19 protein-coding genes are annotated in these 17893 nt (G+C 64.0%); 1 reads left to right on the top strand and 18 read right to left on the bottom strand.

The window, feature by feature from the left end; all coding sequences use genetic code 11:
* Positions 1-65: 65 nt before the first annotated feature.
* From EAX62_RS16965 to EAX62_RS15405, 14 genes are all read right to left on the bottom strand, one after another.
* Positions 66-1559: a M23 family metallopeptidase gene (locus EAX62_RS16965; RefSeq protein ID WP_199711331.1), complete on the bottom strand. Its 1494-nt coding sequence runs from the start codon at positions 1557-1559 to the stop codon at positions 66-68.
* Positions 1556-2866 (bottom strand): ATP-binding protein, encoded by a 1311-nt coding sequence (locus tag EAX62_RS15460; RefSeq protein WP_233558003.1) that lies wholly within the window; start codon positions 2864-2866, stop codon positions 1556-1558. The genes EAX62_RS16965 and EAX62_RS15460 overlap by 4 nt, the downstream gene beginning before the upstream one ends.
* Before the next feature lie 176 nt (positions 2867-3042).
* Positions 3043-4551, bottom strand: coding sequence for an SCO6880 family protein (locus tag EAX62_RS15455; protein ID WP_121902626.1), 1509 nt, complete (start codon positions 4549-4551; stop codon positions 3043-3045).
* Positions 4532-5956, bottom strand: a complete 1425-nt coding sequence (locus tag EAX62_RS15450) for a type IV secretion system protein (protein WP_121902625.1) — start codon at positions 5954-5956, stop codon at positions 4532-4534. The genes EAX62_RS15455 and EAX62_RS15450 overlap by 20 nt, the downstream gene beginning before the upstream one ends.
* Positions 5953-6756: a hypothetical protein gene (locus EAX62_RS15445; RefSeq protein WP_121902624.1), complete on the bottom strand. Its 804-nt coding sequence runs from the start codon at positions 6754-6756 to the stop codon at positions 5953-5955. Before EAX62_RS15445 ends, EAX62_RS15450 begins: the two co-directional genes overlap by 4 nt.
* 23 nt (positions 6757-6779) lie before the next feature.
* Positions 6780-7154 (bottom strand): hypothetical protein, encoded by a 375-nt coding sequence (locus EAX62_RS15440; RefSeq protein ID WP_121902623.1) that lies wholly within the window; start codon positions 7152-7154, stop codon positions 6780-6782.
* Positions 7151-7885 carry a hypothetical protein gene (locus EAX62_RS15435; RefSeq protein ID WP_121902622.1) on the bottom strand — a complete coding sequence of 245 codons (735 nt, stop codon included), beginning with the start codon at positions 7883-7885 and terminating at the stop codon, positions 7151-7153. The genes EAX62_RS15440 and EAX62_RS15435 overlap by 4 nt, the downstream gene beginning before the upstream one ends.
* A complete protein-coding gene (locus EAX62_RS16770; protein ID WP_158600702.1) occupies positions 7882-8052 on the bottom strand; it encodes a hypothetical protein in 171 nt (56 codons plus the stop codon). Before EAX62_RS16770 ends, EAX62_RS15435 begins: the two co-directional genes overlap by 4 nt.
* Before the next feature lie 61 nt (positions 8053-8113).
* Positions 8114-8890: a hypothetical protein gene (locus EAX62_RS15430; protein ID WP_121902621.1), complete on the bottom strand. Its 777-nt coding sequence runs from the start codon at positions 8888-8890 to the stop codon at positions 8114-8116.
* A gap of 277 nt (positions 8891-9167) precedes the next feature.
* The gene (locus tag EAX62_RS15425; RefSeq protein ID WP_147454134.1) at positions 9168-11015 is read right to left on the bottom strand and encodes a hypothetical protein; all 1848 of its coding nucleotides are present in this window, start codon (positions 11013-11015) and stop codon (positions 9168-9170) included.
* On the bottom strand, positions 11012-11338 hold the full coding sequence (locus EAX62_RS15420; protein WP_121902619.1) for a hypothetical protein: 327 nt from the start codon (positions 11336-11338) through the stop codon (positions 11012-11014). The genes EAX62_RS15425 and EAX62_RS15420 overlap by 4 nt, the downstream gene beginning before the upstream one ends.
* 791 nt (positions 11339-12129) lie before the next feature.
* Positions 12130-12537, bottom strand: coding sequence for a MerR family transcriptional regulator (locus EAX62_RS15415; RefSeq protein ID WP_121902618.1), 408 nt, complete (start codon positions 12535-12537; stop codon positions 12130-12132).
* Entirely contained in the window at positions 12534-13433 is a 900-nt protein-coding gene (locus EAX62_RS15410; protein ID WP_199711330.1) for an aldo/keto reductase, read from the bottom strand. Before EAX62_RS15410 ends, EAX62_RS15415 begins: the two co-directional genes overlap by 4 nt.
* A 361-nt stretch (positions 13434-13794) precedes the next feature.
* On the bottom strand, positions 13795-14214 hold the full coding sequence (locus EAX62_RS15405) for a MerR family transcriptional regulator (RefSeq protein ID WP_121902616.1): 420 nt from the start codon (positions 14212-14214) through the stop codon (positions 13795-13797).
* 55 nt (positions 14215-14269) lie between these two features.
* Between EAX62_RS15405 and EAX62_RS15400 the strand changes: the two genes are divergently transcribed.
* Positions 14270-15247 carry an SDR family NAD(P)-dependent oxidoreductase gene (locus tag EAX62_RS15400; RefSeq protein WP_121902615.1) on the top strand — a complete coding sequence of 326 codons (978 nt, stop codon included), beginning with the start codon at positions 14270-14272 and terminating at the stop codon, positions 15245-15247.
* On the opposite strand, the gene EAX62_RS15395 is transcribed toward EAX62_RS15400, so the two are convergent.
* From EAX62_RS15395 to EAX62_RS15380, 4 genes are all read right to left on the bottom strand, one after another.
* Positions 15213-15440 (bottom strand): hypothetical protein, encoded by a 228-nt coding sequence (locus tag EAX62_RS15395; protein WP_147454133.1) that lies wholly within the window; start codon positions 15438-15440, stop codon positions 15213-15215. The two genes, EAX62_RS15400 and EAX62_RS15395, sit on opposite strands and share 35 nt — an antisense overlap.
* A gap of 265 nt (positions 15441-15705) precedes the next feature.
* On the bottom strand, positions 15706-16002 hold the full coding sequence (locus EAX62_RS15390; RefSeq protein WP_199711329.1) for an MFS transporter: 297 nt from the start codon (positions 16000-16002) through the stop codon (positions 15706-15708).
* A gap of 258 nt (positions 16003-16260) precedes the next feature.
* A complete protein-coding gene (locus EAX62_RS15385) occupies positions 16261-16743 on the bottom strand; it encodes a MerR family transcriptional regulator (protein ID WP_121902613.1) in 483 nt (160 codons plus the stop codon).
* 9 nt (positions 16744-16752) lie between these two features.
* Positions 16753-17622: an SDR family NAD(P)-dependent oxidoreductase gene (locus tag EAX62_RS15380; protein ID WP_121902612.1), complete on the bottom strand. Its 870-nt coding sequence runs from the start codon at positions 17620-17622 to the stop codon at positions 16753-16755.
* Between the last annotated feature and the right edge of the window lie 271 nt (positions 17623-17893).

Genomic DNA, 17893 nt, shown 5'->3' with positions numbered 1-17893 from the left:
GGGGGTGCTGTGGCGCGAACAACAGGCGAAAGATGTGAAGCATCAGGCGTGGGGCGCGGCGACTTTCATGGGTTGAGGTTGTGTTGCTGGAGCCAGGTTCGGGGGTTGGTGGGGTGGTTGTTGATGCGGACTTCGAGGTGGAGATGGGGGCCGGTCACGTTGCCGGTGGCACCGACGGCACCGATTACTCGCCCGGCAGCCACTGCCTGGCCGAGACGGACATTGATGCGGCTTTGGTGGGCGTACCAGACTTCGGTGCCGTCGGCGGCTCGAATTGTGGTGAGGTTGCCGTAGGGCCCACCGCTGGCTTGGGCGTAGGTCACGGTGCCGGCGGTGACGGCACGGATGGGGGTGCCCGTGGGGGCGGCGAAGTCCAAGCCTGTGTGGATGCTCGCCCAGCGGGTACCGGTTTGCCCGAACCCGGCTGTGATCCTGTACGTGCCTTGGGCTACCGGTAACACCACAGCACCATCACCGCCGTTGTTGCTGAGGGCTGTGGCGTTGGTGGTGCCGTTGACTGAGATGTGGACGTGGTTGAGGTGGGCGCTGGAAGGGTTGGGTCCGTCGTAGCAGGACCCTTCGGAGCAGTTGCGCCATCCCTGATTGGTGCGGGCGACGCTCCAGATCCGGCGTTGCCAGATGACGTAGGTGACCCCCAACCGGGTGGCGTTCGTGCGGGCCCATTCAGCAATCTCCTGGCCGGTGGCTGCCCCGGCCGGGGTGCTCCAGTGGGGGATCATGACGTCGACGGCCCTGCCGGTGCCGTGGTCTCTGGGGTCGCCGGGGCGTAGCCCGCCGATGGTGCGGATTTGTGGCCAGCCCGCGGCCACGCAGCGCATCACCCGGGCCGCATCCGCGGTCAGACCCAGTTCACTCCCCACATCAGCGGGGGTGGTTTGGCATTCCAGCCCGGTTGTGGGCATCCCACAGGCCGGGGTGGCGGATGGCTGGTGTTGGAGGAGGGTGGCGATGATGGCCCGTGCGGTTGCTTCGTGGCGGGCGTAGGCGTTGGGGCGGGCTGAGCGTTGTACTTTTTGTGCGGCCGTGGTGAGGGTGAGGTGGTGCCAGTTGGGGATGTCGGCCAGGCCGGGGATGTGCCAACCGGTCAGGGTGGTGTGGCCGAGGAAGAACACCCGTGCCTGGTACCTGTCATCGAGGAGGGTGGTGACGTTCTCCGCGATGGTGGTGCCGTCGGCGTGCCAGCCGATGAGGGTGCGCATCTGGAACAACCCGATGTCCCCGCCAGCGTTGGGTATGCCGGCGGTGGGGTCGGCCCCAAGGTCGGATTCCTGCAAGGCGGTGGCGATCCCGACTACCGCCCCGGGCGCCCCTACCGCAGTCTCTGTGGCCACAGCAAAAATCATGGCGGCACGTTCCAGTTGTGAATCGGTGAGGCCGGCCGCCCCCGCAGGGCCTCCCTGTTGGCTGGCGCATGTTCCGATTGGTCCGGCAGGGGCGTTGCTTGCGCCGCTGGTCAGGAGGGGGATGAGTAGTGCGAGGCCGAGGATAGGTACGAACACCACGGCGCTGAGGGTGGTGAGGAGGGCGGCAGTTTTCATGAGGGTGCGAGGTTGTGGTTGGTGTGGGTCAGGGGGAGCTCGAGGTCGGGGTGGAGGGCGAGGTGAACTTTGTGGGTGTGGGGTCCGACGCAGATCAGGGCGCGGCCGGTGCGGTGCATGGCCCAGCCGGTGATGGCGTCGCGGGCCAGGGGGCGAAGGTCGAGGAGGTGGTCGAGGTCATCGGCGACGTCGGCGTCTTGGCCGTAGAGGACTTTGATGTCGGCGAGGTGGAGCAGGTCTTTGGCGATTTGTTGGGCTTGGGTTCCGGCGTGACCGGCGCTTTGGTAGTCCGAGGGTTTGTGGGAGACAGCGATTTCGATGTCGCCGTGGGCGCGGCTCAGTCTGAGGTCTTGGTCGAAGGAGGCGACGGCGTCGGGTCCGAGGCGGAGTTGTTTCCAGGCCTCGTCGCGGATGTTGATCCGGTGCCCTCCGCCTTCTCGCATCGCCGATCCCCAGGAGGAGAGGCAGGCCAAGGCCATGCCGGTGGCCTGGTCACCCAACCCGGCAAGCCTGGACAGTGACATCGACTGGATGGGTGCTTGCCAGTCAATAGTGATGGAGGTGGGGGCATCAAAAATCCCTGCCAAGGCGCCGGTGGTGAGTTGGGCGACGGCGTCTCGCAGGAGCCGGGTCTCTTCGAGGAACCGCCACCGATCGGGGAACCGGGTTGCGTCGATGAGTTCTGAGCTGGGGTTGTTCAGTACCGCCCACACTTGGGGCAACACGATGGGGCGCAGCTCTCTGGAGTCGGTGTCATGCCGGGTCAGGGTGTCCAGCACCGCTTTGAGGATTTGTTCTTCGGTGGGGCCCACTGGCACCCGGTGGTCGCCGATGGTTTGGCAGCCGATGAGGCTGCGCAGCAGCACCAGCCACCTGCCGAAGATCAGACCTGACTTGTGGTCCCGCTCGGCCCTGGTGAGCTTGTTCCAGCCTGCGGCCAGCGGTCCGGGGTCCAAAGGGTTGAGGCGGGCGGGCATGCCGGGTCCGATCGCGAAGGGCTCCACTCCGAAGTGGCGGCAGAGCAGTTCGTACTCATCTTTCGGATCCCCCAAGATGAGGGCTTGGTAGCCGAAGGCGAACATGCGGTTGCAGAACGCTTTGACCCATGCGGACTTGCCTCTGCCGGGTTTCCCGAAGATGAAGATATTGGGATTGGTCACCGGTATCTGGTCGTCCTGGATCCAGCCGTGGGGGTCGACGTAGAAGGTGGACCCGTTGAGGACATCAACACCCATGGGTGCGCCGGTGGCTGCCATGGGGGTGGCAGTGGTCAATGGCCAGTACAGGCCGACCTGGTCCGATGTCATTCGGTACTGCCTCACCGGTGGGCGGGATGCTGCCCATCCCGCCCCGGCCCGGCGCGGTCCCCGCCATGAGGTGGCGTGGGTGAACGGCCCGGGCACCGCCGTGGCGGTGGGGGATGGTGGGTGGTGGGGGAGGTCATGGCCGAAGTCGGAGAGCAGCTCTTTGACGCCGCGTCCCATCACAGCAGCCCCTTGCGTGTCAGCGAGATACCTAGCGGGATGTTGGCGGTGACGAAGGCGCAGTCCTGTGACATGTCGAGGCGTTGCGGGGCGAATCCGGCTTGCCGGATGGCGGCGTCGAGTCTGCGCCCGAACTCGTTGATCGGTGCAGTCTGGGGGACTGTGGTGGAACACACCACATACGGGTGGGTCAGGGTTGCACCCAGGGCGAGCTGTGTTTCGACCTGGTCGATCTTGTCTTTGTTCCTTCGGTCTTTGATTCCGGTGCGGACCCCGAGGCGGTCCCGGAGGCCTTGCCCGAGGCTGGTGGTGAACTCGGCTTGTGAGGCTTTCCGGTCGGCGGTGGATTGTTTCTCGATGGGGAACACCACCGTGATGCTGCGCCGCTCCATGGCCTGGGATGGGAACAGTACCGCTCCCAGGGCGCCCATGGTGGTGCCCTTTTCGGGGAGTTTGAGGGTGGCGGTGATGGTGTGCCAGGCGTCGTGGGTGTAGTGCCGCACAGCGGTGGTGGTGTGGGTGGGGCCTGCCAGTGCCCACGGCACATCGGTGACCACTGTCTGGTCCTTCTTGTGGCGGGCTGTGGCGTGGATCAGTGAGACGCGGTCTGCGGGGGCGAAGCCGGTGCGCACCGCTGCTGCGAGTTCGGGGGAGGTGAGCCAGGCAACGTCTGTGGCACCGATGGCCCCGGTCAGGACGGTGTCAACCTCGGTGGCGATCGTGGTCAGGGTGTTCATCCGGCCTGCGAGTTGGCCGCCGAGGTGTTTGGCTTCACGGGCGAGCCGGGTTTCGGGGATCACGAGGGTGAGGAAGGTCTCTGTGCGGGTTGCTGCTTGTCCCCAGCGCAGGAGTTCGATGTTGGTGGCAACGGAGGTTTTCGGTGCGGTGTCGGTGATGTGTTCGCGCAGCCATAGCTCCCGCTCGGCGCAGTCGTCGGGGGTGGCCCGCACCATCAGGTGGATCTCCTCAACCATCTCCCCTCGCGCAGCGACATCGACCAATTCAGTCAAAGCGCTGGCGAACCGTGCCAGCTCTGGCTCATCCGACATGGCGGTGCCGCCGTGCTGGATGCTCGCGGTGATCGCCCAGGTCCGGGCGGCGGTGTTCTTGATGACAGCCATCCGCCGCTGATCGAGACCCACCGGTGGGCCTTCGAGGATGTCGATGGGTGCCAGGACCCCTGGCATGTCAAGGTCGCCCAGGCTGTGGAGTAGGCCACGCTCGGCTCTGGAGCTGAACACTGACCACTTCGCCAACGAAGCGATCGCGTAGGCGGCGGCGGCGATCATCCAGCCAGTGCTGGAGCGACCCCCCAGCGGCACCACCGTCAACACCACAACCACCCCCCAGACAACGGTGAAGATCCCCACTGCCGCCCAGCGCTGGTTGCTCAGCGAGATCCAGATCGGGAAGGAGGCGATGATCACGATGGCGAGCTGGGCCGGCCCCAGACCGAACAGCCACCCTGATGTGGGGTGGGTGAAGTTCCTAAACGTCGTCGCTGGCATTCTCGTCCTCCTGAATCACTTCAACCGGTGTCTGGTTGTTCTCGCCGGTCACACCTTTGTGGGGTGTGCGGCGGATGTCGCCGGCGGGGTCGTAGGGATACGACGGGTCGCCCGATCCCATGCCGCTGGCAGTGTCAGCCACAACCCCGGTGGAGTAGGCGCCCGCCTTCTTGAAGCCCGCCACCAACGCGGCAGCACCGGCCAACACACCCACCGCAACCACACCGCCTGCAGCACCAGCCGAAACCCCGCCACCTGCAGCACCCCCGGCCCCTGCTTCCCCAGCCGTGGAGACCGATGTACCGGCTCCGGCCCCACCCGCCGAAGTGCCGCCGGTGATGGAGCTGGTGTGTGCGGCGGTGGTGCGTGCGGTGGTGCCGCTCTCCACGGGGCTGTCTCCGGTTGAGTTGCCTCCGCTGGTGGTCTTCTCGGGGAGCTGTTGGGTGAGTTTGGTGTGTAGACGCCCGAGGCCTTGGCCGGTGGAGTCGGCTGGTTGCAGGGCTGCGCGGAAGCTGGCACCCGAGGTGGTGCCCGGATCCACGAACGCCAGGAGCCGGAACAGGGCCAGTGGGCTCCAGGACGCCACGAGGATCATCACGACCGCGGGGATGGCCGCCGCCGCTGCTTTCTGGGCGTCATCTTCGACTCCGAAGGCGACACCGTTGGCGACCTGAACACCGATGCCCAGCATCAGGGTCATCAACAGTGGTGCGAACGCGGCGGCATGGAACCAGCGCAACGTCTTCCAGAACCACACCTTCAACGGCTCGTATATCAGCCCTGCGGCGGCGATCGGTGCCGTGGCGGTCAACACTATTAGCGCCACCGAGCGGCCCAGCAGCACCACCACATGACTCAGAGCCGCCACCCACAGCACCAATCCCAACAGCAGTAACACGGTGGCCACCATCCCCGACACAGCGGCCTCGGCGATGTCGAAGCCCGGCAGTTGCAGGTCCTGCATCGACTTGACGCCCAGCAGTTCCCGCATCAGTGCCTGATTGATCCCACCCACCGCAGCAACAACAGCAGCGGCGTAGCTGAACATCAGCGAGGAGGCCAGGAGGAACTGTGCAGCACCCAACAGCAACATCCCCAGGGAGCGGCCGTCGCGGCGGATGAGGGCAACGATCAGCTGCACCATCGTCAGGATCAGCGCCAGCATGAGGGCGAACCACAGTGTGATGCCATAGGTGTAGGTCAGGGCGTTTGGTGACCCATCGGCAGTGGTGGCGGCAAGGGAGGGGGTCATCAACCATTCCCCGATCTGCAGCACCATCCGAAACACCCACAGCCCGGCACCCCAGATCGCCATGCAGATCGTGATCCACAGATCAGTGATGATCCGGCCACCGGCCGCGGCAAGGTCCTGGAAGATCCCCACCACCGAATCCCACGGGTTCATGGCCGCTCCCCCTCCACCCAGGCAGCCCACCCAGCTTCTGCTGCCAGGTCAGTGCCAGGCCAGGTCGAGGGTGCCGGCGGCGGATGCGACCCCTCAGCGATCAACCACCGCCCACCCGTGAAGGCCATGCGTTCGCAATGCCCATACGCCAACCGGGCTGTTGCAGAGCGGGTGTAGGTGACATCGAGCAGCACACACGCCACCACCCAATCCGGCCCGTCGACGCCTTTGATCTGGGCGGCCACCGGCACCACACTCATCAACGCATCCGGCTCCAACCCCAGCGGCATCCCGGCCCGCTCCAGAAATCCCTGGATCAGGAGCATCACCGGCCACATACCGCTGTCGGCACGGTTTTGGAACCATTCCTGCTGCATCTGCCCGGCCCAGGACAGGTCCATGGGCTGCAGTGTGGAGACCATAATCTGGCCGAGCTGCGCAGCCGCCCCCTCAGGGGTGTGGGGGAACCCGGATCCCACACCCAACGCCCCCACCGTGGTGGAGGCCGGCATGAGCAGCGGTGGGGGCGGTGTCAGTGCAGGTGTACCGCCCGTGGCGTCTTGTGGGTTGGTGGTCATCATCGGCGCATCCGCAATGGAGTCACGCAAAGACGACGACGACGCCGCATCCGAAGCCTTCGTGTCGGGGGGTGAGCTGAGGGGTTGTGACGAGTTGGCCGGGGTGGGGGTGGTGTCGACGAAGGCGAAGTAGAGGGCGAATCCGAGACCGCTGATCAGGACGAGAAGCATGGTGGCGAGGGCTGCCAGCAGCTTCAGTGCTGCTGTCCTTGTGGGAGACATGGGCTGTGATGTCGGGGGTGGGGTTAGCGGCGGATGCAGCCGTTGCCGATGAACCCGGCCACAATCCCGGGCACGACAAGGAATAGCAGGGCGGCTCCGAGGATGACGAAGAGCCCGATCAGGCCGCCCTTGCCGACATGGGGCATGGAGAACAGCTTCCCCACCAGGATCGCCCCGATTGAGGCGAGGATGCTGGCGGGGAACCCGACCCACACGATGAACCAGACGAACCAGCCAATGAACTGATCCACCAACGGCTGAGCCCCCTCCGGCGCCACCGGACACACAGTGCCCCTGTCGGCTGCCGTCCCGGCCATCACCACTTGGGCAGCCCCACCGGCGGCCTCCCACCCTTCCATCAGGAGGAGCGGGAATCGGGTCATGAGTAAAGCAATCATGGGAGCACATCCTTCAGGTGGTGGGCCAGCGTCGCGGCAGCAACCAGCAACGCTTTGGGCAACTTGTCACCGGTGATACCGGTGCGACGCAATGACGGGCACACCGGCACGGTGGCAACGCGGCGACCCTGAATGCCGGCCCGCATCAGAGGGCCCGCTGCCCCCACAACGCTTCGGGGCATCGCTTTGGGAGTCGTGGCACCCACCAGCACCGGAATGATGAGTGCGTCAGTGGGGGATAGACTCAGCAGCAGTTCGAGTCGGCGGATCCCGGGAATGGTGCACGGGGCAACCACCACCAGTGCCGCGATATGCGGCAGCAGGGCTGGGGTGCCACCGATCCAGGCTCCGGCGTCGACAACTGCCCGGCCCGGCACGTCCCGCAACCCCGCCGCGTCGGATTCTCGGCGCTCGATCAGCAGTGCGCCACGGTTCCCCAGCCGCCAGCCCCGGTCGTGGCCGAGTTCTGCGGTGGTGGCCTCCACCAGCCCGGAACCCCACGCAGGGCACAGCTCAATGAGCCGATCTGCACCGATCGTCTCCGCGATCGCCAACCCAACAATGGTGGCTCCAACACCGCCACTGACTCCCAGAACTGCGACGACGCCGCAATCCAACCGGTCCAGACCCGGCGCGAAGTCGCTGCTGGTTGCAGGGTGGGTGTAGGTGCCTGCGTCGAGTTCTCGCAGCGCAGCCCTCAACTCCGACAACGGGTACACGGTAGTCGTCATCCTCGTCGCCTCATTGCGTCGAGCACCACTGCAGGGGGCATCCCGGCTAGTTGGCTGCGGGCGTCGTAGGCGGCCAGCAGGCGCTGGACCCAGTAGCTGATCTGGCGGGCAGCCTCGACATCCTGCTTCGCGGTAGCCACCAGGAGTTCGACCTCACCCTCAGGCATCGTGGTTCTCATCCATATGTGAAGAAGGCCCACCCACCCGGCCCTACAGCGCAACAGATCTTTACCGGGCGATGTTGGTGCCTGTGGTGGCGCGCAATGACCCGAGCGCCTGTCTGGCTCGGTGTTGAACCTGGTCGACCGTCAACCCCCGGCCTGCGGCGACCTGTGCGCACGCGGACCGTGAGGTGATGCCGGCGCTGCTGCGGGATGGGGCGCCCTCGTCGGTGGCGATGACCGCCAACTGCAGCAGCAGGTCCAGGTCAGCGGCGCTCACCAACCCAGTCGACACCGCCCACCAGTACACGCCACTGGCCTGCAACGGCTGGTCGCTACGAGAATCGGTGACCATCCGATCCAGGGTGTCGGACCCCAGATAGGTACGTGAGCGCCATGCCCCCTCGCCTCGGTCACCCCACCCGAACTCCCGGTCCACGGCCCGCCCAACTGTGCGCAAGATCGCCGCTGGGATCCAGGCATCGGTGGGGGCATCCCACGGGTAGCCCAGGATCACCGTCCACACGTACCCGGCCACCACCGACTCCACATCAGCCCGTGGCACTTCTCCTGTACACCTTCGCGACGTCAGCGCTTTGACACCAGGGACCAGCAGCTGCACCATCACCGCCGCTGCACGGTGCGACGCCTCAGTGCAGGTCAGTCGGCCCAACGCCCGGAAGAATTCTTCGATCTCGTCATGGGTTGCGGTGTGGCGCCACCATTCGACCTCGCCCACCGATCCAAATCTGGCGACGGCGGGCTCTGGTGCGCTCCACGCAGGCCAGGTGGCATCCGCCTCCACCACCAACTCCGCGATCCCCAACTTGTGCTGTACAGCCATGACGGGACTCCTTCCACGAGAGGAAACTTCGTGGATGAAACCTGCCTGCTGGACCTCTACCTTTCCCTACCCCCAACGACCTACCCCCACCCCAAAACACGCCTTCAAATGAGTGTTGACAAGGGGTGGAGTAACCTACCCCCGAAACTTGTCCACAGGGGTTGCATCAGCCACCATAAACGTCTGCGACCGGCCCACTACAGACACGAATACCGGCAGCCCAACTCCGTTGTCAGACCTACCCCCAGGGGGGCGGCGTAACGGAAGGGCGTCGTCGTCAGCGACGCGGCGTGCTGTCTTGTCGGTGGGGGGTGTGCTCTGGTCGTCGCCACGGTTTCGGCTCTGATGTGGTGGGGCTGGCTGGGACGGCACGGCGCAGCGCCCTGATGCCTTCGCGGTAGCGCCGCACGATGGTGCTGGTCGAGCTGTCGCGCTCGTGGGCGATCTCCGCGAAAGTTTTGGGGGCCTCCCCTGTGAGGCCGTGGTACTCCAACACCACTGTGAGAAGCTCGGATCTGATCTCGTCGCCCTGCAGTGCCCGGATTTGGTGGAGGAGATGCCGCTGTTCCGAGGCTTCGAGGTGCTCCAGCAAAGCCTGCTCCGGACCCGGTGGCTCTGTCTGTAGCCTGGTGCCTGTCCTGTCGAGGTCCACGTCGAGCGGGATAGGTCTGACATCGATTGCCTTCCTCGAATCAGTCGATGCCCACCACGAGGTGCTCCAGGCGAAACTGAGCCACCTCGCTCCTTTTGCCGGGTCCCACCTCCCTGCTGCGGCAGCGACATCGACAGCGGCGCTTTGTAGCGCATCCGCCCGCTCATCACGAGCGATCCACCGGTTCGTTGACTGCATCGTCGGGATCATCGCGGCAACCAACTGAGCCACAGCCCCACGACCAGCCAACGCCAGCGCCTGCAGCTCCGTTTGGGTTGCGTTAGCTGCCAGATTGCGTGCTGTGGGATCCCCGTCGAGAGCGGCTTGGGCGATAGTGCCGGCGTCTCGACGCTGTGCCAACTCGTTTTCCTCCTGGCGTGTCAACCATCGAACTGGTACAGCATGTGGAGCAGTCACAGCTGTATCGGACGGATCCTTGTCGTGGTGGGGGAGTGTGGCAGTGACTGAGGGGATGTGAATCGCCGTGGGGGAGTCATCCACCAGTGCCGGATGATCCGGCGAAGGAGAGGTGGTTCGGTCACGAAAGGGTGGACCGTAGCGGTGCTCCGTGAAGTGAGCAGCCACCATCTCGAGGCTGCACGCGGTTGGAACAACCACTGAGTGGTTGAGCTGTGCCCTGCCAGAGGCCACGATGCCAGCGACCAGGTTCCCGCCGAACCCGGTCCGGACCAGGGCATCCAGCTGTCTTCCGGGAGGAAGGCAGTCTGTCAGTGCTGTGCTGAGCTCAGTAGCGGCCAGTGCAAGGCGATGCGTGGTGGTGTGGGCGGCGTCGTGAGCCACCGTTGTCAGGCTCATGTCGTACCAGCGGTCAGCCGCCTTCGACCAGGCCTGAATGTTGGCTTCGATGCTGCTACGTAATCGATCCGGGCTTCCTGGGATCTGTGGGTTGATGTCGACCACGGAAAGTAGGTCTCGGCTGCGGCGCAGCAGCTCGATCTGGGTGCTCGCGATAGCAACCGCCAGATGGGGGGAGGTCTCGAGGGGACTGCCCCCAATAAGAGCTGTCGCGGTTCGCCAATTCTCCAACGCCGATTCCATGGACGTGGGCGCCGGACCTGCAATGGCAGCCGTCAGCTCTCGCTCCACCGTGGTCAGGAGGGTCCTGGAGAGGCCACGGGAGTTGAGGATCGCGGCATGGGTGGCGAGGCGCAGCGCGGTCCGTCCCTCCATCTGAATACTGGCAGGTCCTTCGGCGTCGACCGGGGCTGATGCGCAGAGTTTGAATGCTGTGATCACCGAGGATGGATCGGTTGACGCGGTGCTGTGGAGGGCGATGATTCCTCCTAGCGCCGCAGCTGATCGCACGACGGGATCGCCTATTCCGTAGATGTGGAACGCCTGCGCGCACTGGGCGGCTGCCTCGGCCCACTGGATGGGAGTGAGTCCACGTGCGTTGATGCTCGCGATCCCAGCCGTGATCGCGCCGCGAAATGGCGATACGGTCACGCTCATGACCGGCGCCCGTCGGACAAGGCACGGTTGAGTTCCGCCAGAGCGAGCACGAAACCCATGGCCGCATCAGGCAACTCACCAAGGTCCCACGCGGACGTCTGGATTTCTGCCAGCTCCAGGCACGCCGCAACAGTGGCGGGTGGGGTGAACGCGCAGTCGTTCCTGAAGTCCCCGACCAGAGATAGAGAAAGCAACTGCAAAGCGGCGATCTTGATTCGGACATCGCTGTGGAGGGCATCTCCTGCAGGGCCACGCATTAGCTTCGCGGCTTCTCGGAGAAGCACATACGTCTGCCCAACAGCGGCATTGCTTGTGGAGGTCATGATCGTCCTTTCGCGTGATGGATCTGTGTCCTTCTTGGTGCGTGCTGATCCCGCTGTACCAGTAGCTCCCTGCCGGCCACCCGGAGAGCATCAAGGGAGAGTGCTGGCGGAAAGTCGCTGCCGCCGCTTCGCGGGCAGGCGATCAGGATCGCCTGTGAGATCCCGACGGTCTAGTCGGTGGTGCGCAACGATGGATCTGCGCCTATGTCAATAGAGGCCCATTGAGTTCGTTGCCGAGCGCGAGCCCCGTGGCAGCCGTGGCGGGCCTGCTCACGAACCACGGTGGTAGCAGTGGTCAAGGCCCGGTGACGGAGGATCGGCAGAAGATCGCAAGTGCATCCAAAAGGATGCGTCCGGCGGTTTGCCTCACCGAGCCGAAACTCCAGCATGAGGACTCAGCTCAGCTGGGTAAGGGGTCTGCTGCACGATCAGGTCACAGTGTCGCCTACTCGTGCAGCAGTCCCCAACAAGAAGTCAACGCCATGTCACCCGCGTGGGAACGGCTCGACACACTGATCCGCGCGCAACTGAAACTGACGTCAACATTCACCAACAACAAGGACACCTCCCGGCCTGGGTGACGTCACGATTGGTGGCCATGTGCCGTCAGGGTCTGGCTTAAAGCCACTTTTGAGGCACTTTTGGTTGTGTGACACGTTCGGAAGAGGACTCGCGTCTAGATGTATGCAAACCTGCAATGACCCATGAAACAATGATTGTTGAGCATCTGTTCTCAGCTTTCGAGCGTCGCCATCGCCATGGGTGTTCCTGATCCCATGTGTAGGGCTTGTCTATTGATTGGTGGCTGTGGCTGTGGTTGAGAGGCGCTGCTGATAATCATCGATCTTCTGGTCGATGATCGTGAGCGAATCGTTCCAGCTCTTGATCCGTTGAGTTACTTCATCACGGTGCTGCTCGAGAAGGTGCAGGCGGTCGTGGACCCCTGCCGGGTCGAGGGAAACGAGACGGGTGAATTCGGCGATCTGGGTCAGGGGCATCCCCGTGTCTCGCAGGTGAAGGAGGACCTCGATCAGATGAATGGCTGCGGTGTTGTACCGTCGTCGCCCGGACGCGTCACGATGTGGTGGAGGAAGAATGGCCTGGCGTTCGTAGTATCTGATGGTGTCCGCGGCGACCCCTACCTGCGCGGCGACCGTCCCGATCCCTAAGAAGGGATCCGTGTCCGCTGTTGTCGTCATTGACCCAGTATGGACATCAAGGCTGCCGGGATGTCGGTGGTGACGGCAGACCACGCTGACCGGACCTGTGAAGGGCTGGAGACGCCAACGATGGGAATGACCGCTCGAGGCCGCTGCTTCATCCAGGCAAGAACGACCTGCCCGGCGTCCATCTCACTGGATTTGGTGACTTCCCGGAGCCTTTCGAGGCGAACGGTATTGGCGGGGGTGTCGTACTCGGACGGCAAGGGTCGGTCCTTGCGCGTGTAGGCGCCGGAGAGCAGTGGGGAGTACCCGACCAGTGTGATTCCGGCCGTTTCTGCGATCAGTTCGGTGGCGTCGTCGAGCACCACTTGGGGCGCGGTGTCGGCCGTTGCGGCAGGCTGGAGATAGGTGAATCTTTGCTGAAGCGCACGGTAGGGGTGAGAGGTGGTGACTGTGAGCGCTTCTGCTAGTCGCTTCGCGGTGAGGTTGCTGGCGGCTACTTCACGCACGAGCCCTTCCTCGACCAGGTCGGCGAAAGCGCCGAGGGTCTCCTCGAAGGCGACGCTCTGGTCGTCCACATGGGCGTAGAGAACGTCGAGACGATCAGTGCGCAGCCTCAGCAGGCTCGCCGTGACCTGCTCCCGGATGGCAGGAGCAGACAGCCCGGCAACGTGGTCGAGGTCGGAGTGACCCGCCAACGGACGGGCACCAACCTTCGAGGCTAAGACGATCTGATCCCGCGCATGTGCCCCGCGGCTGGCGAACCATTCGCCTAGCACCGATTCCGATTCGTCGCCGGTGCCACCGGCCCAGAACGCATAGTTGTTCGAAGTGTCCCAGAATGTTGCACCTAGGGCAGCTGCCGTATCGAGGCATTCCCATGCTTGGGGTTGGGTGAGTGTCGTTCCGAAATACATGGTCCCGAGTGCCATAGGTGCGACTGGAAGTGATCCGATGTGGTCCGCATTATTCGTCATGAGCAACAGCCTCAACCCTGAACCCAGGTCCAAGTCAAGAGAGAGGTCTACGCGTGAACGAATCCAGGGCCGTGGCCAAGGCCAGGACCAGCAGCGGAATCACGTCACCTTGGGGCGTGTCTGGTCGGGCCCTGTATTCGCATTCCTTGGGTCATGAGCCGTCTCACCGAAGGGCTCAGCAATGGCGTCGAATGCGCGTATCCCGCGCCAAGATCAGGAATGTTGCGTCGCGCAGACGCTCACGAGACTCCAGGGACTGTTGTGGATAGTCATTCTCGCAACGCGAGGACAACCTGTCTGCGGGCTCCAATATTGGTCAGGTCGTGGGCGCCCAGAGGTTTTCGGCGTCGCTACGCGCGAGATGTTCGGTGTAGACGCCGACCTTCCACGCGATGAGGGAGCGGCACTCTTGAAGCGCTTCGATTTGAGCGTCGACGCTCTTCCTGTGGGCGTCGAGCAGATGGAGGCGTTCAGATTCGTTGCCGGGACCCTGCCGCACGAGCGCTGCGAACCGTGTGAGCTCGCTCAAGGGCATCCCCGACTCCCGCAGTTTCCCGCAGATCAGTAACCATTCGACATCGGAAGTGGTGTAGCGCCGCCGGCCTCCGGAGTTCCGTGAAACCGGGCCGAGAAGAACACCCTCCTTCTCGTAGAAGCGCAAAGCGTGGACACTGAGCCCAGTCGTCGCGGCCACCTCACCGATACTCATCCGCTCGACCGCGGTGCCTGATGTCATGTTCTGTGCTCCCGGACTTGACCTAGACCACACTCTAGATCGTAGCGTCGTTTCTATGACCATCACCGAACAGCAGCCGTTGCGCTCACCCTTCTCTGCCGCCAGTTCCGCCGAGGACGTCATGGCTGGTATCGACCTCGCGGGAAGAACGGCGCTCGTCACCGGCGGATACTCCGGTCTCGGCTTAGCGACAACCCGAGCCTTAACCGCCGCAGGCACCCGTGTGATCGTCCCGGCGCGACGGCCCGAGGTCGCGCGCGCAGCTCTCTCCGACGTCGACGGGTGCGAGATCATCCCAATGGATTTGGCCGACCTTTGCAGCGTGCGCGCCGCTGCCACACAGATCCGGGAGTCCCTGACGAAGCTCGATCTCCTGCTGGCTGGTGCGGGCGTCATGGCCACCCAAGAGCGTCGCATCGGACCAGGCTGGGAGGGACAGTTTGCGATTAACCATCTGGGCCACTTCACACTCGCGTGCGAGCTCTACCCACTTCTTGCCGCCGCGAACGGCGCCCGCGTCGTCGTCAACAGCTCCGCAGGCCATGCCCTGAGCGATATCCGCCGGAACGATCCCCACTTCCGCACCGGATACGACAAATGGTTGGCCTACGGACAATCCAAGACCGCGAATAGCTTGTTCGCCGTGCATCTCGACACGCTCGGACGCCGGGACGGTGTGCGAGCGTTCGCGCTACACCCAGGGAAAATCATCACCGGTCTGCAACGCGAGATGACCCTCCAGGAACAAATCGAACGCGGATGGGTCGACCAGAATGGCACCGTCGTCGGCGCCGACTTCAAGACTGCCTCTCAAGGCGCGGCGACAGGCCTGTGGGCGGCCACCTCGACACTCCTCGACGGCATGGGAGGTCGATACCTCGAGGACTGCAACATCGCACGCACATCTACCCCAGACGACGACATGGACAATGGTGGCGTCCGCGAATACGCGATCAACGCCGACTCGGCCGCACGGCTCTGGGACAGTTCCCTTGCCGCTACAGGTGCGGCACCCACTCCTGCGGCACGCTAACGAAGCACTGGGTCACGCGATACCTTTCCACCAGCACCAGCACCAGCACCAGCACCAGCCCCAGCACCAGCACCAGCACCAGCACCAGCACCAGCACCAGCCCCAGCACCAGCACCAGCACCAGCACCAGCACCAGCACCAGCACCAGCACCAGCACCAGCATCAGCATCAGCACCAGCACCAGCGCCAGCACCAGCACCTGAACGGCCCGGCGGAGGTGGATCGCATGGGGTTCGAGGCACTCAGGTTAGTCGACAGTTCAGCCAAGCCTTCGACCGAGTTGGCTTCGACTCAAGACCGTCCGCGCAGTGCTTTTGCCCGACGACGTGTTTTGACCACCGCAGCCAGCTGTGCAGAGGCGCTGGCGTGCTACCCATCGCCGAATGCAAGATCTACCAAAAGTAGAAGTGTGCGATGGGCTCGGTGAGCGTACTCATCGGGCTCATCGCACGCCCTTTCTATGTGCACAACCGCTGCAGTATCTCGGTGTGACGCATTCGACCGGCGACGAGGGCAGCCAGGGCGAGGAACGGCGGGATGATCCCCGCGACGATAGAGATCGTCTCCACCGGCACGATGAGCGCGAGAAGGCCAGCGATCGCGATGGAGACGGGCATGAATGCGATGGAGACGAAGAAGTCGAGGCTTGCGACTCGACCGATCATCTCCATGGGGATGAGGCGTGGCAGCAACGTTCCCCAGATCACTGCGCCAGCACCGGTTGATGCACCTCCGACGAACAGGGATGCAAGCATCACAACCAGGTTGTCCACTGGCTCGATCAGGACTCGAGGGAGTGTCCTGAGGCCCCAACATAGGATCATGAATGTTAGGTATCGACACTTCCAGTGGCCCCTATGGTGCTCAGGACCATGTATTTCGGAACCACAGTCCCCAAGGCCCACTAGGTTCACGTCAAGGGCAGTTGGCGGGTGCGGACGAGTCCACCGTGCCCACGGGCGGGCTGACGCCCCTCTGCCGACCAGTCAGAGCGCTCAAGAAGGTCAGAGCGCTCAAGAAGGAGAGCACGGAAGTGCTCCACCGTACGTGCGTATTTTGTACTCCGTCGCTACGAGTGCCAAAGCGAGTTCCCGCTGTTGGCGTCGGATGCGATTGCGCTGCGCAATCATGATCTGCCGTCTCTCCGGGACGGTCGAGTCGCCCTCCTCGACCAGCCGGACGTACTGCCTCAGATCATGCATGGTCATCCCAGAAAGACGCATCCGGGTCAGGAACACGAGTCGCCGCAGCTCGGCCGGGCCATACTCGCGATGGCCAGCAGTATTCCGCGGCGGGCAGACCAGTCCCTCTTGCTCGTAGTAGCGGAGGGTGTGGGCGGTGAGCCTGACAAGTGCTGCGGCCTCGGCGACGCCAAGGGGCGCGTTGGAGGAGTCGATCGTGCTGTCGTCCAGCAGACTATGGAGCGCATCAATGGTTGGCACGTCTACGTTGCCTTCGTCTCGGAGCAGCAGGTCTATGAGCGCGTCGGTTGACATGGCCCCACGCTACGCGGAGCGCGGCCGGGTAGGCAGAACGTCAGGGAAGTTGGCCGAGGCGGATATTTCGGCCAGTGCCTCCACTTGTTCCAGATCACGGCGGTAGACGCCGGTGAGGTTGTGGACGGCCTCCGCTCCAAGCGGCAGGCGCAGAGGTGTCTTCTCGGCGGCGAGTACCTGACGGATGGCGGCCGCCCCGCGTTCCGGGTCGCCCTCTTGGCGGCCAGCGACGTCGGTGAGATCCGCGCGCACCGCGGCGAGCACCGTGTCGTACGCCGAGGATTGCGCCACAGAGACCAGGACGTCGGGATCGTTGAAGCCGGTGCGAAAACGACTCGGCTCGACGATGAGGACGCGGAGGCCAAACGGAGCGACTTCTCCGGCGAGGGCTTCGGACCAGCCTTCGAGTGCGAACTTGCCCGCCGAGTAGCTACCGACACCAGGAAACGACATGCGCCCGCCCTGGCTGCTCATCTGCACAATTGCCCCCGATCCGCGCTGCCGCATGGCGGGCAGCACAGCGCGTACGAAGGCCGCGGGGCCGAAGAGGTGTTGCTCCAGCATGTCGCGCAGTTGCTCGTCGGTAACCTCCTCTGCCGCACCAAGCTGACCGACCCCGGCGTTATTGACGAGCACGTCGATGCGACCGAAACTCTCAATCGCGTTCTGCACGACCCCCGCGGCTCCCTCAACGTCTCGTACGTCGTGCTGCGCTGCTATAAACGCTTCTGGGAATCGCTGACTCAGTGCATCGAATCGATGGATTCGCCGCGCCGTGCCGAGCACGTATTCACCTGCCGCCAAAGCCGCTTCAGTGAGAGCCAAACCGATGCCAGAGCTTGCGCCAGTGATAAGCCAGGTCTTCTTGTCGATGTCCATATTTGCGACGGTAGGGGTTCGAGCGCGCTCGAACGCAAGCCGAATCTATCCGGGGAGTACTACTTCGGGTCAGGCGTTCGGAGACCGTTCCCATCCTGCATCCGATGGGAGGTCTCAGCTGGTGGGACTGCTGCACGAGTAGGTGACAACTTGACCTGACCTACCTCTTGGGTTCCAGATTCCGTGACTAAGTAGTGGCCTTTCCGAAAGGCTGTCCCACATGCCTCGTCCCTATCCTTCAGAGTTCCGGGCCAGAGCGATCGCTCTGGTT

The organism is Tessaracoccus antarcticus, assembly GCF_003688855.1.
In the GTDB taxonomy this organism is placed as follows: Bacteria; Actinomycetota; Actinomycetes; order Propionibacteriales; family Propionibacteriaceae; genus Arachnia; species Arachnia antarctica.
This window is presented reverse-complemented; position numbering and strand designations above follow the sequence as displayed.

Bases quoted from the DNA above. Each gene is read 5' to 3' on its own strand.
- EAX62_RS15400 (WP_121902615.1), top strand. From the start codon at position 14,270: ATGACCATCACCGAACAGCAGCCGTTGCGCTCACCCTTCTCTGCCGCC.
- EAX62_RS15435 (WP_121902622.1), bottom strand. From the start codon at position 7,885: ATGACGACTACCGTGTACCCGTTGTCGGAGTTGAGGGCTGCGCTGCGA.
- EAX62_RS15420 (WP_121902619.1), bottom strand. From the start codon at position 11,338: ATGACCTCCACAAGCAATGCCGCTGTTGGGCAGACGTATGTGCTTCTC.
- EAX62_RS15445 (WP_121902624.1), bottom strand. From the start codon at position 6,756: ATGTCTCCCACAAGGACAGCAGCACTGAAGCTGCTGGCAGCCCTCGCC.
- EAX62_RS16965 (WP_199711331.1), bottom strand. From the start codon at position 1,559: ATGAAAACTGCCGCCCTCCTCACCACCCTCAGCGCCGTGGTGTTCGTA.
- EAX62_RS15405 (WP_121902616.1), bottom strand. From the start codon at position 14,214: ATGACATCAGGCACCGCGGTCGAGCGGATGAGTATCGGTGAGGTGGCC.
- EAX62_RS15440 (WP_121902623.1), bottom strand. From the start codon at position 7,154: ATGATTGCTTTACTCATGACCCGATTCCCGCTCCTCCTGATGGAAGGG.
- EAX62_RS15410 (WP_199711330.1), bottom strand. From the start codon at position 13,433: ATGGCACTCGGGACCATGTATTTCGGAACGACACTCACCCAACCCCAA.
- EAX62_RS15380 (WP_121902612.1), bottom strand. From the start codon at position 17,622: ATGGACATCGACAAGAAGACCTGGCTTATCACTGGCGCAAGCTCTGGC.
- EAX62_RS15460 (WP_233558003.1), bottom strand. From the start codon at position 2,866: ATGACATCGGACCAGGTCGGCCTGTACTGGCCATTGACCACTGCCACC.
- EAX62_RS16770 (WP_158600702.1), bottom strand. From the start codon at position 8,052: ATGCCTGAGGGTGAGGTCGAACTCCTGGTGGCTACCGCGAAGCAGGAT.
- EAX62_RS15415 (WP_121902618.1), bottom strand. From the start codon at position 12,537: ATGACGACAACAGCGGACACGGATCCCTTCTTAGGGATCGGGACGGTC.
- EAX62_RS15390 (WP_199711329.1), bottom strand. From the start codon at position 16,002: ATGCTTGCATCCCTGTTCGTCGGAGGTGCATCAACCGGTGCTGGCGCA.
- EAX62_RS15455 (WP_121902626.1), bottom strand. From the start codon at position 4,551: ATGCCAGCGACGACGTTTAGGAACTTCACCCACCCCACATCAGGGTGG.
- EAX62_RS15385 (WP_121902613.1), bottom strand. From the start codon at position 16,743: ATGTCAACCGACGCGCTCATAGACCTGCTGCTCCGAGACGAAGGCAAC.
- EAX62_RS15425 (WP_147454134.1), bottom strand. From the start codon at position 11,015: ATGAGCGTGACCGTATCGCCATTTCGCGGCGCGATCACGGCTGGGATC.
- EAX62_RS15450 (WP_121902625.1), bottom strand. From the start codon at position 5,956: ATGAACCCGTGGGATTCGGTGGTGGGGATCTTCCAGGACCTTGCCGCG.
- EAX62_RS15430 (WP_121902621.1), bottom strand. From the start codon at position 8,890: ATGGCTGTACAGCACAAGTTGGGGATCGCGGAGTTGGTGGTGGAGGCG.